The sequence below is a fragment of the Enterococcus sp. AZ050 genome, from assembly GCF_051715085.1.
GTDB lineage: Bacteria > Bacillota > Bacilli > Lactobacillales > Enterococcaceae > Enterococcus > Enterococcus faecalis.
In genome coordinates, this window is the sequence record NZ_JBIOTC010000002.1 from 20,206 (window position 1) to 37,694 (window position 17,489).

At 31.1% G+C, this 17,489-nt stretch carries 24 protein-coding genes and 1 pseudogene; 4 read left to right on the plus strand and 21 right to left on the minus strand.

The annotated features are described in order from the left end of the window. Positions 1-7 precede the first annotated feature (7 nt). Entirely contained in the window at positions 8-1,342 is a 1,335-nt protein-coding gene (locus tag IGJ04_RS14810) for a PTS sugar transporter subunit IIC (RefSeq protein ID WP_104680790.1), read from the minus strand. A gap of 157 nt (positions 1,343-1,499) precedes the next feature. On the opposite strand from IGJ04_RS14810, the gene IGJ04_RS14815 reads away from it, so the two are divergent. Next, on the plus strand, positions 1,500-2,216 hold the full coding sequence (locus IGJ04_RS14815; RefSeq protein ID WP_174114384.1) for a GntR family transcriptional regulator: 717 nt from the start codon (positions 1,500-1,502) through the stop codon (positions 2,214-2,216). A gap of 234 nt (positions 2,217-2,450) precedes the next feature. Here the strand turns inward: IGJ04_RS14815 and IGJ04_RS14820 are convergent, their stop codons facing one another. The 5 genes and pseudogenes from IGJ04_RS14820 to IGJ04_RS14840 form a co-directional block, all read right to left on the minus strand. Further along, on the minus strand, positions 2,451-2,723 hold the full coding sequence (locus IGJ04_RS14820) for a bacteriocin immunity protein (RefSeq protein WP_192411291.1): 273 nt from the start codon (positions 2,721-2,723) through the stop codon (positions 2,451-2,453). Positions 2,724-2,747: 24 nt separating this feature from the next. Next, positions 2,748-3,032 carry a bacteriocin immunity protein gene (locus IGJ04_RS14825; RefSeq protein ID WP_192411290.1) on the minus strand — a complete coding sequence of 95 codons (285 nt, stop codon included), beginning with the start codon at positions 3,030-3,032 and terminating at the stop codon, positions 2,748-2,750. 113 nt (positions 3,033-3,145) lie between these two features. Next, positions 3,146-3,949, minus strand: coding sequence for a lysostaphin resistance A-like protein (locus IGJ04_RS14830; protein WP_438840371.1), 804 nt, complete (start codon positions 3,947-3,949; stop codon positions 3,146-3,148). A 134-nt stretch (positions 3,950-4,083) separates the two neighbouring features. Continuing rightward, complete coding sequence (locus IGJ04_RS14835) at positions 4,084-4,371, minus strand: bacteriocin immunity protein (protein WP_225624574.1); 288 nt, start codon at positions 4,369-4,371, stop codon at positions 4,084-4,086. 131 nt (positions 4,372-4,502) lie between these two features. Next, positions 4,503-4,640, minus strand: a pseudogene (locus IGJ04_RS14840) (leucocin A/sakacin P family class II bacteriocin); the annotation flags it as partial. 229 nt (positions 4,641-4,869) lie between these two features. Between IGJ04_RS14840 and IGJ04_RS14845 the strand changes: the two are divergent. Beyond that, positions 4,870-5,139, plus strand: a complete 270-nt coding sequence (locus IGJ04_RS14845) for a preprotein translocase subunit YajC (RefSeq protein WP_438840404.1) — start codon at positions 4,870-4,872, stop codon at positions 5,137-5,139. Between the two features lie 22 nt (positions 5,140-5,161). Here the strand turns inward: IGJ04_RS14845 and IGJ04_RS14850 are convergent, their stop codons facing one another. The 12 genes from IGJ04_RS14850 to IGJ04_RS14905 all read right to left on the minus strand — a co-directional run bounded on the left by IGJ04_RS14850 (position 5,162) and on the right by IGJ04_RS14905 (position 14,721). Next, positions 5,162-5,362, minus strand: a complete 201-nt coding sequence (locus IGJ04_RS14850; RefSeq protein ID WP_010709164.1) for a hypothetical protein — start codon at positions 5,360-5,362, stop codon at positions 5,162-5,164. A 434-nt stretch (positions 5,363-5,796) separates the two neighbouring features. After that, entirely contained in the window at positions 5,797-6,810 is a 1,014-nt protein-coding gene (locus tag IGJ04_RS14855) for a DUF916 and DUF3324 domain-containing protein (RefSeq protein WP_438840372.1), read from the minus strand. Further along, complete coding sequence (locus IGJ04_RS14860) at positions 6,807-7,013, minus strand: hypothetical protein (RefSeq protein ID WP_104680817.1); 207 nt, start codon at positions 7,011-7,013, stop codon at positions 6,807-6,809. Before IGJ04_RS14860 ends, IGJ04_RS14855 begins: the two co-directional genes overlap by 4 nt. Positions 7,014-7,035: 22 nt before the next feature. Then, positions 7,036-7,362 carry a hypothetical protein gene (locus IGJ04_RS14865; RefSeq protein WP_192411286.1) on the minus strand — a complete coding sequence of 109 codons (327 nt, stop codon included), beginning with the start codon at positions 7,360-7,362 and terminating at the stop codon, positions 7,036-7,038. A gap of 94 nt (positions 7,363-7,456) precedes the next feature. Continuing rightward, positions 7,457-8,029, minus strand: coding sequence for a WxL domain-containing protein (locus IGJ04_RS14870; RefSeq protein WP_438840373.1), 573 nt, complete (start codon positions 8,027-8,029; stop codon positions 7,457-7,459). A 79-nt stretch (positions 8,030-8,108) separates the two neighbouring features. After that, positions 8,109-8,678, minus strand: coding sequence for a WxL domain-containing protein (locus tag IGJ04_RS14875; protein WP_289868208.1), 570 nt, complete (start codon positions 8,676-8,678; stop codon positions 8,109-8,111). Positions 8,679-8,708: 30 nt separating this feature from the next. Next, entirely contained in the window at positions 8,709-9,335 is a 627-nt protein-coding gene (locus tag IGJ04_RS14880) for a SpaA isopeptide-forming pilin-related protein (RefSeq protein ID WP_431449891.1), read from the minus strand. Between the two features lie 15 nt (positions 9,336-9,350). Next, positions 9,351-12,128 (minus strand): leucine-rich repeat protein, encoded by a 2,778-nt coding sequence (locus IGJ04_RS14885; protein WP_438840374.1) that lies wholly within the window; start codon positions 12,126-12,128, stop codon positions 9,351-9,353. Positions 12,129-12,374: 246 nt separating this feature from the next. Next, a complete protein-coding gene (locus IGJ04_RS14890; protein WP_181034005.1) occupies positions 12,375-12,530 on the minus strand; it encodes a hypothetical protein in 156 nt (51 codons plus the stop codon). Next, complete coding sequence (locus IGJ04_RS14895; RefSeq protein WP_438840375.1) at positions 12,527-13,480, minus strand: hypothetical protein; 954 nt, start codon at positions 13,478-13,480, stop codon at positions 12,527-12,529. The genes IGJ04_RS14890 and IGJ04_RS14895 overlap by 4 nt, the downstream gene beginning before the upstream one ends. Positions 13,481-13,599: 119 nt before the next feature. Further along, positions 13,600-14,283: a LytR/AlgR family response regulator transcription factor gene (locus IGJ04_RS14900; RefSeq protein WP_430605195.1), complete on the minus strand. Its 684-nt coding sequence runs from the start codon at positions 14,281-14,283 to the stop codon at positions 13,600-13,602. Then, positions 14,284-14,721: a hypothetical protein gene (locus IGJ04_RS14905; RefSeq protein ID WP_431449894.1), complete on the minus strand. Its 438-nt coding sequence runs from the start codon at positions 14,719-14,721 to the stop codon at positions 14,284-14,286. 484 nt (positions 14,722-15,205) lie between these two features. Between IGJ04_RS14905 and IGJ04_RS14910 the strand changes: the two genes are divergently transcribed. Continuing rightward, the gene (locus IGJ04_RS14910; protein WP_104680800.1) at positions 15,206-15,460 is read left to right on the plus strand and encodes a hypothetical protein; all 255 of its coding nucleotides are present in this window, start codon (positions 15,206-15,208) and stop codon (positions 15,458-15,460) included. A gap of 46 nt (positions 15,461-15,506) precedes the next feature. On the opposite strand, the gene IGJ04_RS14915 is transcribed toward IGJ04_RS14910, so the two are convergent. After that, positions 15,507-15,674: a hypothetical protein gene (locus tag IGJ04_RS14915; RefSeq protein ID WP_438840376.1), complete on the minus strand. Its 168-nt coding sequence runs from the start codon at positions 15,672-15,674 to the stop codon at positions 15,507-15,509. 161 nt (positions 15,675-15,835) lie between these two features. Here IGJ04_RS14915 and IGJ04_RS14920 point away from each other — a divergent pair, with 161 nt between their 5' ends. Further along, positions 15,836-16,147 (plus strand): DUF3784 domain-containing protein, encoded by a 312-nt coding sequence (locus IGJ04_RS14920; protein WP_258076852.1) that lies wholly within the window; start codon positions 15,836-15,838, stop codon positions 16,145-16,147. 115 nt (positions 16,148-16,262) lie between these two features. Here IGJ04_RS14920 and IGJ04_RS14925 read toward each other — a convergent pair whose 3' ends face one another. Continuing rightward, positions 16,263-17,276: a DUF916 and DUF3324 domain-containing protein gene (locus tag IGJ04_RS14925; RefSeq protein WP_438840377.1), complete on the minus strand. Its 1,014-nt coding sequence runs from the start codon at positions 17,274-17,276 to the stop codon at positions 16,263-16,265. Further along, positions 17,273-17,479: a hypothetical protein gene (locus tag IGJ04_RS14930; RefSeq protein WP_202579669.1), complete on the minus strand. Its 207-nt coding sequence runs from the start codon at positions 17,477-17,479 to the stop codon at positions 17,273-17,275. Before IGJ04_RS14930 ends, IGJ04_RS14925 begins: the two co-directional genes overlap by 4 nt. Positions 17,480-17,489: the final 10 nt, after the last annotated feature.

Below are 17,489 nucleotides of genomic sequence, written 5' to 3' on the forward strand. Positions count from 1 at the left end.
ATTAATTTTATGATTCAATTGAACCAGCTGATAATCGTTCTTGTCTCTGATTTAACACAACAAAAGGTGCATACATAAGAACATCAAGAACAACCAATACAAACGTTAAAATTACTGGACTAATGTGAAAAGCTCCTAAAACCCATGTGCTAAGAAAAATTGGTTCATTACCAGAATTTAAAACAACTAATGGTACTACCCATCCTAAAGAAGTTACTATATATGCAATTACTGCATTAACAACAGGAACAACAATCCATGGGATAAACATCAAAGGATTTAAAACAATTGGTAAACCAAAGATAACTGGTTCATTAATTCCAAAGCATCCAGGAACTAATGATAGTTTAGCAACTTCTCGCTCTTTTTCTCCTTTTTTCGTAAAAATCAACATAGCTATAATTAAACCAAATGTAGCCCCTGAACCACCAATCATTGCATAAACATTTGTCATAGTATTTGGTGCTATAGAAATATCTGCAAAGCTTTGTGTTTCCGCAAATTTTGCCACATTTTCTAAGAAAACTGGTAACCAAAAAGCTGAAACTACACCCCAAACAATATTAAATCCATGTAATCCTAAAAACCACAAAATTTGTTGTAACAAAATAACAATAATGATTGCTGGTAATCCTGTTCCAACTGTTAATAATGGTTTAATTAAAACTTCTGAAATCATTTGTAATAAAGATACGTAGCCCAAGGATTGAATAATAATTCTAAGAATGCCAAATATTAGTAATACTTCACTAATAGGTATCAAAGAAAAGAAAGAATCAAATACATTTTGTGGGACATTTCCTGGCATTTTAATTGTAAATTTGCTTCGAGTAAAACGAGAAAAAAGAGCTACTGCAAGCATACCTACAATAAGTGCTGTAAACATCCCTTCATAACTGAAGAAAGAAGAGGCAAATCCTTCAATAATATCTGCCTTCGAATCCAGATAGTTCACATTGTTAGGAACCATTACAAAATAAGCTGACAAAGCAAGTAATGTAGCTATAATCGGATTTAAACGTTCATTCTTTTCTTTATTTTTTAATTCAACTGCATATGAATAGGCAGAAGAAAAGACAACAATAATTGCCACAATACCTAAAGTTGCATTTCCTAAATAACCAAATAGATTACTTATATTTGATAAAATTGCATTTTCAATTCCTTGACTTTTTATCAAAGCATCTATTTGCATTTTAATTAAGTTTGAAAATGATCCTACAACTGTAAATGGAATTGTACGAACAAATGCATTTTTTATGGCTTGTAAAATAGTATTTCCTTCAACCCAAGCAGAAACTTTTAGTAATGGTTCTTGAAGCTTTTGAATATCAAATCTCATAAATAGTACATCCTTCCAAATTTTATAGAAAACGTTTCCTGATTTAATTATATACAAATATCTATATTTGTAAATATTATTCACAAAAATTATATATACAAATTTATTAAGCTGGTGTACAATGTATATACAAATGAAAAGAATAGGAGTTTACAAATTGTATAAATATCGCGAAATATATTCAGACATTAAAAAGGATATTTTAACTAATCACTATCGAGCCGGCACTTTATTACCCACTCAAGAATTTTTTGCTGAAAAATATAACGTTTCTCGAATTACTTTAAAAAAAGCACTCTCATTATTAGAAAATGAAGGATTAATATATAGCAAACAAGGTTCTGGCACGTATATTCGGCCAATTATTGATAATAATACAAGTGAATTATTGCCTTTAGATTTACCGATTGGGGTTACATACTCTCATCGCGATCAAAAAATTGAAAGTAAAATTTTATTTTTTGATGCACGTTTACCTACCAAAGATGAACAACAACAATTATCTTTAAATACACCCGACCCTATCTATGAATTTAAAAGAGTTCGCTTATTAAATGGTAAAGTTTATAGTTTTGAACATGTAATTATGCCTGTGTCAATTGCACCTATTACTAAAGAAATTTTACAAGGTTCTGTATATGATTATTTAGGAAAAGAATTAAAATTACAATTGGTTGATGCGCGGAGAGTTATATACGCAGACAAAGCAACCGAAGAAATTAGTAATTCATTGAATATAAAAAAAAATGATGCCGTTCTTGTTATTGAACAAATTGGATATGATCAAAAAGGTAGGGCATTCGAATTTTCTAAATCTTACTTCATTAACAATAAAAGTAAATTTGTTTTAGATGTTCACTTAAACAAATCATAAATTGTACAGTTATCCATAATATTTAATGTAATAACGAACGTTTAAATATCTTTATTGCATAATTTTACCTAGTAATATTTTTGAAAATAGCTTAGAAGTGCTCTCTCAAATTTACAGTATAGTTAAATTCCACCTATATTTTAAGATTCATAAATATAGTCAAAAAACAACTAAAAAACTCACTGCTCTAATCGACAGTGAGTTTTTGTGTAATACATACTAGTTTATATTTAATTAAAATCCTGACCATCCTTTAAGTGGTTGTATCAGTGTTAGTAATTCTAACAGTTCACTAGGCGTTTGAAAATTATTTCTTAACGTAAATCCACTAATTATTGGTTGTAGCTCTTTTCTAAAATCATAGAATAATTTTCCTGATAAAGCTTCTTTTCTTATTTTCAATAAAAGATCCTTTAAGTTTTTATCTGAAAAAATTTGTGGATTCGCTAATGCATTATTTGTTAATTGAATAATTTTTTCTAGTACTTCTTTCTTTTTGGTATCCATAAACTCTCCTAAAAAAACGATTGTTTAACTCCAAATAGCGATAGACGCCCAGCCTCTATATTTTTGACCCTCTTTAGTCATAAATTTTTGCAATTCAATAATTGATTCAGGCATTTCAAAATGATGTCTTGCTAAATACTCACTATTAATTGCACTTAATTTATAACAAACTTCACCAATATTAGTTTCATTAGTTGTCAATCTTTTGGCACACTCAAATAACTTATCTTTCAAACCCTTATATTCATTTATTTTAGGGGCATTATACGATTTACTAAGTAACTTTAGCAATTCTTGTTGTTTATTCATTTTAAACTAATCCTTCCTATCTAGGAGCCTAGGGCTCATGCTACACCCAACCATTTTTTTAATTTCCCTTGAAGCTTTCAGCTTTTCCTATCTTTTATACAACTTTGTCCTTTTTAAAATAAATAATTCAAATTCTTATTATCTTTATTTAATTGAATTAAGCAAATAATAGACACAATCGCAATTGGTATAAATACTAAAAATATTTGTTCCCAAGACGATGCCGCAGTTCCTTTGTCAATTATTGTTGGCTGAAAATCGATTAAAAAATGCAAGAAAATAACATATTTTAATCCATTAAATCGAATTCGGATTACAGAGAAGCATAAGCCTAAAACTGTTGCATAAAAAATTTGCTGCATGGTTGCTTCAAAAGATTGCGTTGTTAAATTAGAAATGTGCAATACTCCAAATAAAAAGGAAGACGCTATTGAAGCAAAAACTAAAGAATACTTATTTTTTTTAAATATTTCTAAAAATGATGAAAATGCTAATAATCTAACTAAAAATTCTTCAAATACAGCTGCTGCAATAGCTACAAAAAAAGAATTTACTAATAAATTTAGTCCTCCACTGAAAATATCTTCAGTATTTTTTGGAATATTTATTACTATCAATAAAAACAGCACTAGAATTATTCCTAATATCGCTAGCCAGATATTTGTAATTTTACTAGTTAACAATCTATCATTAGTTAACTTAAACGTTCTTACTAATAAATATGAAATCCACGCTAAAATACAGTTAAAACCAAATTGTAAAACAGATTTTAAAACAGACGGATCTTCTATAGGTATATATTCTATACCTATATTACTAATTAAAAAAACTACATATATAACTACTACCATAATAATTTTAAAAAATATCGATTTCTTCATCTCTTTATTATCATACCTTTGTAAAAAAATTTGCATACCTATAAATTTTCATCCACAACTAAATTCCAATATCAGAGTAAATAACTAAAAAGTTACCTAGATTAAAAAAACTACAAAGTTGTCTAGGACAACAAGATTTTGTAATTATTTGATTGAACGCAGAACCATTACTACCTAATAGGTACTTTTTCAGAATAACTATAGAATTGAGACTTGTCTGTGAAATTAGCTTTATATTTACTGTTAATTTCAGCCTTTTTAGATATATCTCCCAATTCAATTAATAACTTTTCATCATTTCCTAAAAAATGAATTTTATTGTCAAATCCAACAATATAGATATAATTCACCATTTTATTTATTAATATTTCTGGATATTTTTCACTATCTATTTTTTTATAGACTTGCAGTAAAACATCTGTAATATCTAATATAGCTTTGGTCTTATCACGCTTCATTAAACTATTATATAGTTCATGAATTATTTTTTTGTTCCCTCAATATCAATCATTTAAATCCTTCCTCCACTAAAACTACCAAACAAATTATCTTCCCAACGTTTAACTCCTTCTGACCAAGCTTGTCCTCAATTTACCCAACATTTTTGCTTATTACAATAGACCCCATTTCCGTAATACGTGCCAGCTTCTACATTTGTTCCTAATGCTGTAAAACCAATTCCAATCATGCCACAAATAACTAAGCCTTTAACTAATTTCTTTTTCATGAATGTTCCCCTCGAAAATAAAAATTAGAAAACGTCTTCTATATAGAAATTATAGAACTATTGGTATAGTTTTGTAAATGTAAAAATAAAAGAATTTCCCTAACATTTTTGTAAGTTGGTATCCATCAATTTCAATTGTTTTTTACCTGATTATTGTACCATTTCATTCGAAACAAATATTGCCATCAATATTTTCTTTTTATAGAATAGCCTTGATGTCTATATATAAATTTTCAAATTAACAAGGAGAAATGAAACCGATGCTTATCATGCTGTTAGTCATTGTTGCTATGTATTTTTATCTGTTTCGTACAAAAAAAAGCAACAAAAAGAACGACAAGATTTTTTAAGCAATTTACAACCAGGAGACGCTGTTGTGACTATTGGAGGGTTACATGGAGTAATATCTGAAATATCTTCAGATAAAAAGAAGGGAACTCTTGACTGTGAAGGTGCACTTTTCGACTTCGATCAACAATCTATACGAACGAAAAAATAAGCAAAAAGGAATCCCTCTCTGCTTATTTTTTTCTTTTATTTGGTAAAGAATAGCCTAACTCTTTCAACTGTTTTTTCGTGACCACATGACGAAATTCTCCATCAAAAACAATCACTGTATATTGATTTATCACTTCAACTTTTCCTTTGAGCGTTTGTCCCATGACAGATTGACAATGCACAAAGGATCCGATATCTATTAAATCTTTACTTTTTTTGGCCAAAACACAACCTCCGAAAATAATGATTAAAACCACCTATCTAGTTAGTAGGTGGTTTGGAAGAAATAGTCTCTGAAGAACAATTTCAACGTAACAGTCTATAAAAATTTTATCGTATTAACTTTCCTATTTCAATCTTAACTTCTCTAAAAAATCTTGGTACAATTATTCATGACTTTTATTTAACTAGGAGGAAATCATGAATATACTCTTCTTAAGTATCTGCCTTTTTTATATAGCCGCTATCTTAACAGGAGTTTATCACTGGCGAAATAACAAAAAGAAATAAAGAGGACATTTAGAAATTTTCCATCCCAAAATAAAAAGGTAACAACCGCAAAAAAATCGAGGTTTAAATTCATGACATTATTATATTGAGGGTGCGATCGTTACCTTAGTTCATTTTACCAATTTTTTTGCTAATTTTAAATCCCTCATTATTTCTTCTTTTTCAATACAACTATAAGAATAATCAACAGTAAGAAAATAATTCCTACTAAGCCAAGTACTAACCACTGAACGTTTCTGCTTTCTTCTTTCTCTGAAACATCTGTTTTATTCAATGCAGTAGCTTTTTCTTCTGTAATTGTAAATGATTTTTTTAATTGCCATTCTTGCTTTTCTGACCTTACGGTCATTTTTAACGTATACTTTCCTGCCTTCATTGCTTGTTTTTCATAATAAATTGGAAACTGAAACAGACTACTAGGCGCTATTTGCATGTCTTCTTTCTTTTCACTTAACACTTCTTTTCCACTAGCATCTGTTACACTTGCTTCAATCGATACTTTATTAATATAGTTTGCCGTTTTATTTTCAATTGCTGCACTAACTACATTCCGACTATTTACCTGTGTAGGGGTTACTTCTTTTAACATAACGGCATTTTCTACAGGTGTTTTGTCTCCATGAACAAGTAACGCAATAGCATAGGCAAATTTATTTTTAAACATCCCTGTTGTTTCATCTGAAGTCTTTTCTTCTGTAACATCCCGGAGAGTAATTCCTCCCGCCACAATGCCTGCATAATCTTTAGTCGGAACAGAAACATTTACTACAAAATCTACCGTCTGTTTAGAGGCAATTGTCTGCTTTTCTTTTTCAAAAGAAGCAACTTTCGTAATATCAAAAGGGACACTCGAAGTAAGTTGATTTTGAGTCTTACCATATTCCACTACACCATTAATATTAGTGGTTGCTGGACTCAATTCTCCTGCCACTTCAATTGCTTCCTCCGAATTGTTTGTTACATGTATAACCAAAGGAACAGCTTCATTCACGGGTAATGACAAATCAAAATATGTTTTGCTTTTATCCACTTGATACGCAGATTGTTCTGCATTTACTGAAAAATCTGCTTGATTTTCTGTCGCTACTCCCGTAAGGGAAAAACCTATTAAACTGAATAGCGAAATGATTCCTACTCCTATGTATACTGCTATTTGTTTCATACTCTTTCATCCTTTCTAATCATTTTAATTAGTCCAACTACTAAAATCATGGGTAATGTATAAACAATTGTTTGCCACCAAGTATCTGTAAAACCACTAAATATAGGCAGTTGTTTATCCAAAGAATAGATTACAGGTAATCCTATAATTGTTGCAAGATAGGAAAGCATAATTGATTGTACTTGTTGCCATCTTTTTTTCACAGTTCATCCCTTCTTTCATTAGTTATACGATTATCCCTTTGTTCTGACGCCATTTATTTAAATAAGATACAGAGACACCATAATAATCCGCAATCTCATGAAGTGTATACCCCAATGCTCGTAAACGCATATATTCTTCTTGACTCATTCTACGAATTTTTCTCTTATCAGAAGTTAATCGTCGTAATTCTTCACTACACGCCATAATTTTCTTATATAATTCACTGGTTTCATCTCTATGCCATTCATCATCTAATGCCATCAAACGTAATAATTCTATTCGTGTCGCTTTAATTTTGTTCTTGTCTTGAAGAATTTTTTCATCATTTATACATCTTGTTTCATACATATTTCTTTACTCCATTTACTTTCTTCCCACTGTTAAATACACCCATTATTCTTTGAAAAAAGGGAAGCGATTTGCTTCCCTTTTTTTGCTGTTATTATGGTGCAGTTGGAACATCTTTTAGTGTCCACGTTAACGTTGCTGTATATTGCCCAGCAGCTTTTGTTGTGGTTCCTGGCACATGCAAAGTTACATCTGTTGCTTGCCATGTTCCTTTGGAAATTCCATTTCCGTTATTTTGTGCTGCACTCATTACTTTTACTTCAGTACTAGGTACTAAAACACTATTAGAAACCGTTACAGTTTCACCATTGTTATTTGTTCCTACACCATTTGTTAGATTAATTTGTGACCCAGTCAATGCTTTCCCTTTCGATTCTAGTTGTGTAGCATTGACTGTAAGTTCCCACCCTGCAGAAGAACCACGTAAATCTGTAACTTGGACTTCGCTTGCTGATTGTGCATTGTAATTCTTATCTTGAGCAGTAATTTGCTGTTGTCCAAAATCAAAGTCAGGTACAGCATCTAATGTTAAATTTCCTGGTATGAAAGTTACTTCCCCTGTAGAATTTTGGTTTTGTGGTGCTGCATTTGCAGAAATTGAAGAGAATCCAATCCCTCCTGCAATCATAGCCACTGTCAATGCACTAGTTAATTTCATTGATTTCATAAATTTTCTCCTTCTTTCTTAAAAAGATTTTATATCAAACAAACATCTGGAATTGTTTTTTTTACCACCTTATATAGCTTTATTGTGTAGGTGCATCTGTTAATGTCCAAGTTAAATCTGCAGTATATTGTTCTGCTGATTTTGTTGAAGAGCCTGGCACAAATAATCTCACACCACTTTCATTCCAAGTAATTTTTGAAATCCCATTTCCAGAGCCCGCTTCTGCAAATACTATTTTAGTTGCTGTTTCAGGAATTAATGTACTCTCATCCACTACATTTATTGCTTCTGTATTGCTATTTGAAGCTTTTCCTCCTTTAAAACTAATTTGCGCTCCTTTTAACTCTTTCCCACTTGCTGCGAGTTTTGTAGATTTTACAGTTAATCCCCATCCGGTTGATGTTCCTCGTAAATCTGTTATCTGAACTTCACTTTTTGTGGTTGTTCCATATAACTTGTCTTGTGTAGAAATCGGCTGCTGACCAAAATCAAAATTTGGTACTTTATCCAATGTTAAATCTCCTGGTGTAAAAGTTACTTTTCCTGTTGTTACTTGTGGATCAACTGCATATACAGAAGTTGATGAAAAGCCAATTCCTCCTACAACTACTGCCACTGTTAATACATTAGTTAATTTCACTGATTTCATAAACTTTCCTTTCTTCCTCATTTTATTCTATTACTTTGTTATATATTTTCGATACATCCCATAAATAGCACTTACCAAAATAAGGATACCTATAATCATCCAAACGGATGACATTTTGACACCTGTTTTTGGAAGGTTTCCTTTTGCTTTCTTAGCTACTTCTTGTTTTTGAGTTACTGACTTTTTATTGCTTGTACTTTCATTTTTGTTCGTGCTTTCTGTAGGTGTTATACCACCTGTTTTTTTACTTTTTTCATTATAAGCGGTAACCTTTACAGAAGTTTGATCAAATCCCACTTCAAATGGTATTGGTGTTTTATCTAATCGATAGCCCTTAGGGCTTTTTGTTTCCACAAACGTATATTTTCCTGGAAACAATCGAGTAAGGTGTATTTCTCCTTTTTCATCTGTCGTCATCGATTGAGCTACTTCTACTACTGTTCCTTTTTCATCTCGTAGTTCAAACGTCGCACCTGATAATACTTCTTTTGTTTCTTTATCCTTTTTTTGCAAAGTTACAGAGACTTCAATTGAACCATCCCCAGTAAAGGTGATTCCAGCTTGACTCGTTTTAGACTCTGCATAAGTAGTAATACCTAAGCAAAAAGTCAAAATCATTAAGCTACCCATTAACAACCATTGATAGACTTTTTTCATCGCTTCTATTCCTTTCTATGGCGTATCGTTTAACGTCCATTCAATTGTTCCTGTATACTCTCCTATACTTGCCTTTCCTTGTTCTACTTTTAACAATAATCCTTGTTGTCTCGTCCAAGAATCAGAAATTTTTGTAACCTCTGAATCTTTCGATGTTGTATAGCTTTTAATTATTTGTGCTGCATTTGAAGAAAGAATCTTTTCAGTACTAGACTCTTTGTAAATCAATGCATTTTCCAGTTTTTTATTAATTGACGTATTCGTTAATTCATTTGTCAATTTAGCTGTCAATTGCCACTTACTTCCACGACCACGTTCATCATAAACAGCTAAAGGATCCCCTTGAACCGTTGCTTTATAATACTGTGTTCCTTTTATTAACTTTTGGCTGCCAAAATCAATGGTATCTGGTACAGTCATATACACTTTTTTCTTCGCCCATCGAGCAGTAAAAGTAATTTCGGCACCATCACCTGGATCTACATTATTAAGGAGTGTTGCAACTGTATCTGTTGAAGTAACCAACTGCCCATTGTAATCCCAGCCAAGGAAATCATAGCCAGGAAAGCTTGCATATCGATTATTCAAACCATCCTTTTCCCAAGTAGTTGAAGTTTTATCAATTTTTGTAGTCCCATCTGGATAGTTGTAATTATAGTTTAGCTGATAATTATTTTGTGTATAGTGAGCTTTGAACGATGCATCGCTTTCAATTCTAAGTTCTGGAAACCCTCCAGTATAGTTTTCTCTTGCCCAATGACTAAAAGTATAGCCCAAACGTGTAGGAGAATTCGTTGGGTAAGTTGCTGTTAGAGCACTTCCATATGGCCCTTCAAGTACATCCTTTTGAAAAATACTGTCATTCCAATCTTTCCACGTAACAGTCCATTGGTTAATATAACGCAAATATTGTTCTACCGACAAAACAGTTTGTCCGTCCACTTTATAATCATAATAAATTGTACTACCGCCTACTCCCCTAGAATCAAAAGTCAAATCCCCTGTTGTCGAATCATAGGTAAAAGGAGTATCTTGTGTTGATACACCATATCTAATTCTAGTAATAGTAATTTTTCTTGGATCAATCCCTGGATAAAGCTCTGTGAGATTAATTGTTATTGTTTTCTCTTGAGAATTATTAACAACATTTCTATCATTTAACACTTGTCTTCCATAATTTATCTTGGGATTAGTGCTTCCTGGTTCAAGATAAGCAAGTTTGTTATAGCTGAATGCACCTGAACTTACCGTTTTTAAAGAAGCTGGAAGTTGTAAACTTTCAACCAACCCATATGAAAATGCTCTATCTCCAATGCTTTCCACACCTTGTCCTAAGTCAATTTTTTTTAAGGTAGGATTATTACTATCTCCCATGAAAGCATTCGCTTCTACTGTTTTGACAGAGTCGGCTAACGTAACTTCTTCTAATGGATTACGTCCAAACGCACCGTAACCAATTTTTTCTGCACTTACTGTCAGTTTTTTTATTTGGTTAGAACTAAAGGCACTTGACCCAATACTCTTAATGCTATTTCCCCAATGAATCGTATGAATATTACTATTTGAAAAAGCTGAGTTTCCTATAGTAGTAAGAGCGTTTGGCAACGTTAACTCTCCAAAATTATTCCCCAAAAACGCTTGTTCTCCTATTGTTTCTACATTAGAAAAATCTATAGTAGATATTTGATTATTCGCAAACGTACTAGAATTAATAGTCTTCAAACTTGTTCCTATTTTCACCGTAGTTAGTTTTCCACTTGCAAACGCAGCATTTTCAATTGTTGTTACACTATTAGGTAGTTCCAATGTTTGAAACATCGAATTTCTAAACGCAGATACTCCTATATAACTTAAACCTTCCGTTAATACTAATTTATTAATGTTTGCATTTTCAAACGCTTGCCGTTCAATCCTCTGAACTGTGGCAGGAACTACTAATTCATTAATTGTTGTTCCAGTAAATGCTCGTTCACCTATCCTTGTAACATTTCCAAGATTAACATTTACTAATGGATTGTTTGCAAACGCCCACGAACTAATATAGCTTACTCCTGATCCAATAGTTACATCCGTTAATTTATTCCAATAAAAAGCATAAGAATCTAGCGTTGTTACGCTATCTGGAATAACCACATTTGTTAAGCCACATTCTCGAAAAGCCCCCATACCAATAGTTGTTAAATTTGACGGAAGCTGAACATTAGTTAAAGCAGGATTATTATCAAAGGCTAATCGATCAATTCTGGTCACTGTGTTAGGAAACGTTACTGAGGTAATGCCTTTGTTTGAAAAAGCGCTGTCCGCAATAGTTGTAATAGGAATGCCATTTATTGATTCTGGAATAACTACATCAGTTCCTCCAAGCGTAGCATCATATCCCGTAATTGTTCCTCCATAAACTGTAAAAGCACCCTCCGGTGTACTCTTTGTCCTAGTTTTATCAGCTACTGTTGATTCAACATTCGTATCATTATCATTTAAAGAAATTGGCGCGGGTGCGGTTTCTTTTTCTTCTTTAGATAAAGATTCGTTTTCTACAATATTTTGGTCACTATTAATAGCTACATTGTCTTGGTTACTTTTTGACAAATCGGTTTCTACATTATCCACAAACTCTGTTTTTCCATTATTCTCTGAACTTTCTCCAGCTACATCTTTTGTTTCTTCCGATATAATTGTACTTTCTTTTTCATTTGATACTTTTAATTCACTATCTTCTGCTATAACTACCGTAGGTAGAAGTATTGAACTAAAAAGAGAAACTATGGTTACTACAGATATAGATTTTTTCATTACTCTTCTCCTTTCATCTACTTTTTATCGATAAAATTATATAAAAAAAGCTAGAACAATTGCTAGCTTATGTTACAAATTACAATTTTTTTTGTCTTAAATTTTTTAAACTACAAATAATTATTTATATCGAAAAATATTTTTCAACTATTACTTTAAATTCTTTACATTTTTTTATTAAATCACTTGAGTTATTTAATGAAAAATTAGAATACTCGTCTTTTTGTATAATAAAGTTCTTTGATACTATTCTTCTACGCTTTTAAAAGATAATATTACATTTGCATTTTCTGGCATACTAGTAATCACTTCTCCTACCCCATCAATATCTCGCAATTTTTTTTTTGAATAAAATTTTGTTACAGATAAAATAGTACAGATAATGATTAATAAAATATTCATCTACAATCCCTTTCTTTTTTATACCAATATAAAATCCTAAAATCTGATATAACTGATGTCCCTAAAAATGAACAAATAGTCAAAAGTATAGTCATTAATATTATATTTAAATTTCGTTTATTTTCTTTAAATATTTCATCTTTCTTTAAATGCTGCTCTGGTTGCTCTGGCTGTTCTGGTTGCTCTGGCTGTTCTGGCTGTTCTGGTTGCTCTGGTTGCTCTGGCTGTTCTGGCTGTTCTGGTTGCTCTGGCTGTTCTGGCTGTTCTGGTTGCTCTGGTTGCTCTGGCTGTTCTGGCTGTTCTGGTTGCTCTGGCTGTTCTGGCTGTTCTGGTTGCTCTGGTTGCTCTGGCTGTTCTGGTTGCTCTGGCTGTTCTGGCTGTTCTGGTTGCTCTGGTTGCTCTGGCTGTTCTGGCTGTTCTGGTTGCTCTGGTTGCTCTGGCTGTTCTGGCTGTTCTGGTTGCTCTGGTTGCTCTGGCTGTTCTGGCTGTTCTGGTTGCTCTGGCTGTTCTGGCTGTTCTGGTTGCTCTGGTTGCTCTGGCTGTTCTGGTTGCTCTGGCTGTTCTGGTTGCTCTGGCTGTTCTGGCTGTTCTGGTTGCTCTGGTTGCTCTGGCTGTTCTGGAATAATATCATTAATTATATAAATAAAAAAAGTAAGTTCAGATTTTACTCCAGCAGTAATACTAGGAAGAGATAATGTTACAGGTACTCCTTCTAAGCTTTCCTCTTTGTTTAAATTCGAAATATCTAGATACATCTCTCCATCATAGTTTTTCCAATTGGAACGATATAAAACTTTTGGATCAGACAATTCTAATATGTATCCTTTTAAATTCTCTTCATTAAGAAACTGAATTTCACTTAAAAAAAGTTTTATATCATTTATTCTCATACAATAATCTAAACTATCCACATGCCTATGTTCTAAGTTGATATTAACTGAATCATTCATATCTACTGATTCTACTTTTTCTATATTTAGCGTCATTATAACAATAGCTACAACGACTATGAAAAAAAAACGAACAAATCTCAAAAATTTCCTCTCCTTTTGTAATAAATACATCTCCCTTAATAAATATTGTTTTTGTATTTTCTTCCTAAAGGTATTACTTCATTATTAGTTAAAATAACTTGATTCGAAGTTACTTTTGCTATATTTTTTTTATTAACTAAATAAGACTTGTGAATACGAATAAAACCTTTATTCGTAAGCTGTTCTTCCAATCTACTCATTGTTGAATAAAATTCAAAAGTACTATATTGCCCATAATGAACACTCACTATTCTCGCACAAATCTCAAAATAAAAAATTTCCTCTAAAAAAATACATTTACTTTTTCCTGCACAAGTTAACACAATAGACTCTCTCATTCTTTTTTCATTACGCAAAATGGCCTTCTTTAAAACACGCTTAAATTTCTCTTTCTCTCCATTGTCTTTTATTATGTAATTTAGTGCATCCACATCATATCCATCTATAGCAAATTTTCCTGTTTTTGTATAAAATACAATTTCTTTATCATAACCTAAAAGTCGTATTCTTTTTATAACTTCCAAATCTCTATCTATATTTATATCTACATAGATTAGATCGATATCTAAAAGATTATCTTCAATAAAAAAATATAATTCATCAATATTTTTCTTAAATGAAAACTTGGCAAAATATTCTGTTTTTTCTAAGCACTCACTAATTAAGTCTTTACAAATTTCAGCGTATTTTTTGTCCGAGTCACAAATTACTATATGCATCTATTCTACATCCTCTCTCTGACACAATTCAAACTTTATTTGTCGTTGTTCCAACATCTTAGATTTTAATAAAGATACTAAGAAATTCCCTTCCTTATGTGCATTACCTAGTTTATAATAATAATCTATTAAATACTCTTGCTGAATTAATGTATGCATATCTTCTTCCATAACAGTTAAATCTACTTCCGAAAGATAGTAACTTATTTCTGACAAAACTGCTTCATATTCAAATAATTTTACAATATTGTTTTTAAAATTATAAAAATCAATATTTCGTTGTAAAATTATGCATTTTTCTGAATATTCATTGTAAATCGATATTAAATCTAATACATGCTTTGGATACTCGTTACCATTCTTTCTAATAACACGTTTATAATATGGATTCATTCTAAATAAAATTTCAGGATTTAGTTCCCAATAACATAATTCCATAAATCTTACTCACTTTCATCTCTTTATAATATTATTTTCAAATGCTATATATCCAAGACTTATTAAATTCAGAATTTCTAAAAGCTTCTTGCAATCCTGAAAAATACTTAAATCTAAACACTTCTTCTATATACACAACAAGATTTTCTAATATATTTATATCATATCAACCATTATTAACTCACTTTTTAACGATTATTTTCGTTTTATTTATCTCTTACTAATAAAAAAATAAAACAGTAACGAGATTCTGCTACAAACAACCGTCATTACCCTTCGTAAATTGAAACAACAAAAAATATTATGCATAATGCTCATGATTTTACAATACACTCTTGATTTTTTTAGCATATTTTATTAAAAACCCGTCGTTTTTTTATTCTTAGAATTATTGAATGATTATTTTGTTGACTTTATTGAATCTTCAAATTATTTTATATGTATAAATCTTTATATTCTTAACTAATCTTAAGGAGGAAACTGTATGAAGAAATATTTAACTGTATTCATTCTTTTTTTAGGAGTAGTAGCAAACCTTTTAGTACTTACACCACAACTATATATTCATTCTCAACAAACGGTAGTAGGACTAATTTTAGGAATTATTGGTTTTATTTTAGCTATTTTCAATTATAAAAAAGAATATAAAACTTACCCAAAAATTGGTTTTATTTTAGGTGGTATTATCAACATTTATCCAGTTTTATATTTTATATTTCTATTTTTTGCGCTTGGTTAATTTTACTTCACTTAAAACACCATAAGATTAGCTATTTAGCTTAATTTTATGATGCTTTATACATCTCTAAAATAAAAAAAGCAACAACCATAAAAATTTGAGGTATTACTTTACGCATACATACTGGCACTATTATATTAAGGATATGGTTGTTGCACACTATTATTTTATCAATTTTACGACTTTTTTCAATTTTTTTTGCAATTTTTCTCATACTTTCGCAAATTTTTAATTTGCTTACTCCTTACATTTTTTCTTTTCTTAAATTTTCTGTAATTATAAGTGTAGTTTGTTACTTTATTATCAAAAAATGATTTTCCTTATTTCATTTCAAAGCTTTAATTTACAATCTTAATAAGAAGAGAGGTGATTTTTATGGTAACAAGTGAAATATGCGTATCTTTTATCATTATTTTTTTCTTTGCGTTGATTGGCATTCAATTATTTCGTGGCAAGTGGTTAATGTTAATCGCAGGTTATAATACCTCTTCAAAAGAAGAACGAAAAAAAATGAATGGGAAAAATTTGGGGAAATTGGTCGCTTGCTTGCTGTTTTTCTTGTGTTTCTTATTAGTTTTACAAACTTTTAATTTACTTTCTCCAGGTATTTTTTCTCTGCTTATATTTAGTGCAACTATTGGCACAATCATTTTTGCCAATACTTCAACTTTGTTTAAAAACAAATAATTTTAAAAGCCTTCTAAGTGAAGGCTTTTTCTTTTATTTTCAGACTGGATTCATAAAATAATCAAAGATTTAACGAGCATAGGTATAATAACTTTTCGAAATGATTAAAAATTACTTATCGTTTCTTTCTCAATACAACTATAAGAATAAACAACAATAAGAAAACAATTCCTACTAAACCAAGTACTAACCACTGAACATTTCTACTTTCTTCTTTCTTTGAAACATCTGTTTTATTCAATGCAGTGGCTTTTTCTTCTGTAATTGTAAATGATTTTTTTAATTGCCATTCTTGCTTTTCTGACCTTACGGTCATTTTTAACGTATACTTTCCTGCCTTCATTGCTTGTTTTTCATAATAAATTGGAAACTGAAACAGACTACTAGGCGCTATTTGCATGTCTTCTTTCTTTTCACTTAACACTTCTTTTCCACTAGCATCTGTTACACTTGCTTCAATCGATACTTTATTAATATAGTTTGCCGTTTTATTTTCAATTGCTGCACTAACTACATTCCGACTATTTACCTGTGTAGGGGTTACTTCTTTTAACGCAACGGCATTTTCTGCAGGTGTTTTGTCTCCATGAACAAGTAACGCAATGGCATAGGCAAATTTATTTTTAAACATCCCTTTTGTTTCATCTGAAGTCTTTTCTTCTGTAACATCCCGAAGAGTAATTCCTCCTGCCACAACCCCTGCATAATCTTTAGTCGGAACAGAAACATTTACTACAAAATCTACCGTTTGTTTAGGGGCAATTGTTTGCTTTTCTTTTTCAAAAGAAGCAACTTTTGTAATATCAAAAGGGACACTCGAAGTAAGTTGATTTTGAGTCTTACCATATTCCACTACACCATTAATATTGGTGGTTGCTGGACTCAATTCTCCTGCCACTTCAATTGTTTCCTCTGAATTGTTTGTTACATGTATAACCAGAGGCACAGATTCATTCACAGGTAACGACAAATCAAAATATGTTTTGCTTTTATCCACTTGATACGCAGATTGTTCTGCATTCACTGAAAAATCTGCTTGATTTTCTGTCGCTACTCCCGTAAGGGAAAAACCTATTAAACTGAATAGCGAAATGATTCCTACTCCTATGTATACTGCTATTTGTTTCATACTCTTTCATCCTTTCTAATCGTTTTAATTAGTCCAATTACTAAAATCATGGGAAATGTATAAACAATTGTCTGCCACCAAGTATCTGTAAAGCCACTAAATATAGGCAGTTGTTGGTCCAAAGAATAGATTACAGGTAATCCTATAATTGTTGCAAGATAGGAAAGCATAATTGATTGTACTTGTTGCCATCTTTTTTTCACAGTTCATCCC

Excerpts from the sequence above, each read along its gene's own strand:
- IGJ04_RS14835 (WP_225624574.1), bottom strand. The coding sequence starts at position 4,371 with ATGAAGCGTGATAAGACCAAAGCTATATTAGATATTACAGATGTTTTA.
- IGJ04_RS14910 (WP_104680800.1), top strand. The coding sequence starts at position 15,206 with ATGAAGAAATATTTAACTGTATTCATTCTTTTTTTAGGAGTAGTAGCA.
- IGJ04_RS14880 (WP_431449891.1), bottom strand. The coding sequence starts at position 9,335 with ATGAAAAAAGTCTATCAATGGTTGTTAATGGGTAGCTTAATGATTTTG.
- IGJ04_RS14830 (WP_438840371.1), bottom strand. The coding sequence starts at position 3,949 with ATGCAAATTTTTTTACAAAGGTATGATAATAAAGAGATGAAGAAATCG.
- IGJ04_RS14810 (WP_104680790.1), bottom strand. The coding sequence starts at position 1,342 with ATGAGATTTGATATTCAAAAGCTTCAAGAACCATTACTAAAAGTTTCT.
- IGJ04_RS14875 (WP_289868208.1), bottom strand. The coding sequence starts at position 8,678 with ATGAAATCAGTGAAATTAACTAATGTATTAACAGTGGCAGTAGTTGTA.
- IGJ04_RS14825 (WP_192411290.1), bottom strand. The coding sequence starts at position 3,032 with ATGAATAAACAACAAGAATTGCTAAAGTTACTTAGTAAATCGTATAAT.
- IGJ04_RS14905 (WP_431449894.1), bottom strand. The coding sequence starts at position 14,721 with ATGGAATTATGTTATTGGGAACTAAATCCTGAAATTTTATTTAGAATG.
- IGJ04_RS14920 (WP_258076852.1), top strand. The coding sequence starts at position 15,836 with ATGGTAACAAGTGAAATATGCGTATCTTTTATCATTATTTTTTTCTTT.
- IGJ04_RS14820 (WP_192411291.1), bottom strand. The coding sequence starts at position 2,723 with ATGGATACCAAAAAGAAAGAAGTACTAGAAAAAATTATTCAATTAACA.
- IGJ04_RS14870 (WP_438840373.1), bottom strand. The coding sequence starts at position 8,029 with ATGAAATCAATGAAATTAACTAGTGCATTGACAGTGGCTATGATTGCA.
- IGJ04_RS14865 (WP_192411286.1), bottom strand. The coding sequence starts at position 7,362 with ATGTATGAAACAAGATGTATAAATGATGAAAAAATTCTTCAAGACAAG.
- IGJ04_RS14915 (WP_438840376.1), bottom strand. The coding sequence starts at position 15,674 with ATGAGAAAAATTGCAAAAAAAATTGAAAAAAGTCGTAAAATTGATAAA.
- IGJ04_RS14895 (WP_438840375.1), bottom strand. The coding sequence starts at position 13,480 with ATGAATGATTCAGTTAATATCAACTTAGAACATAGGCATGTGGATAGT.
- IGJ04_RS14890 (WP_181034005.1), bottom strand. The coding sequence starts at position 12,530 with ATGAATATTTTATTAATCATTATCTGTACTATTTTATCTGTAACAAAA.
- IGJ04_RS14925 (WP_438840377.1), bottom strand. The coding sequence starts at position 17,276 with ATGAAACAAATAGCAGTATACATAGGAGTAGGAATCATTTCGCTATTC.
- IGJ04_RS14855 (WP_438840372.1), bottom strand. The coding sequence starts at position 6,810 with ATGAAACAAATAGCAGTATACATAGGAGTAGGAATCATTTCGCTATTC.
- IGJ04_RS14885 (WP_438840374.1), bottom strand. The coding sequence starts at position 12,128 with ATGAAAAAATCTATATCTGTAGTAACCATAGTTTCTCTTTTTAGTTCA.
- IGJ04_RS14900 (WP_430605195.1), bottom strand. The coding sequence starts at position 14,283 with ATGCATATAGTAATTTGTGACTCGGACAAAAAATACGCTGAAATTTGT.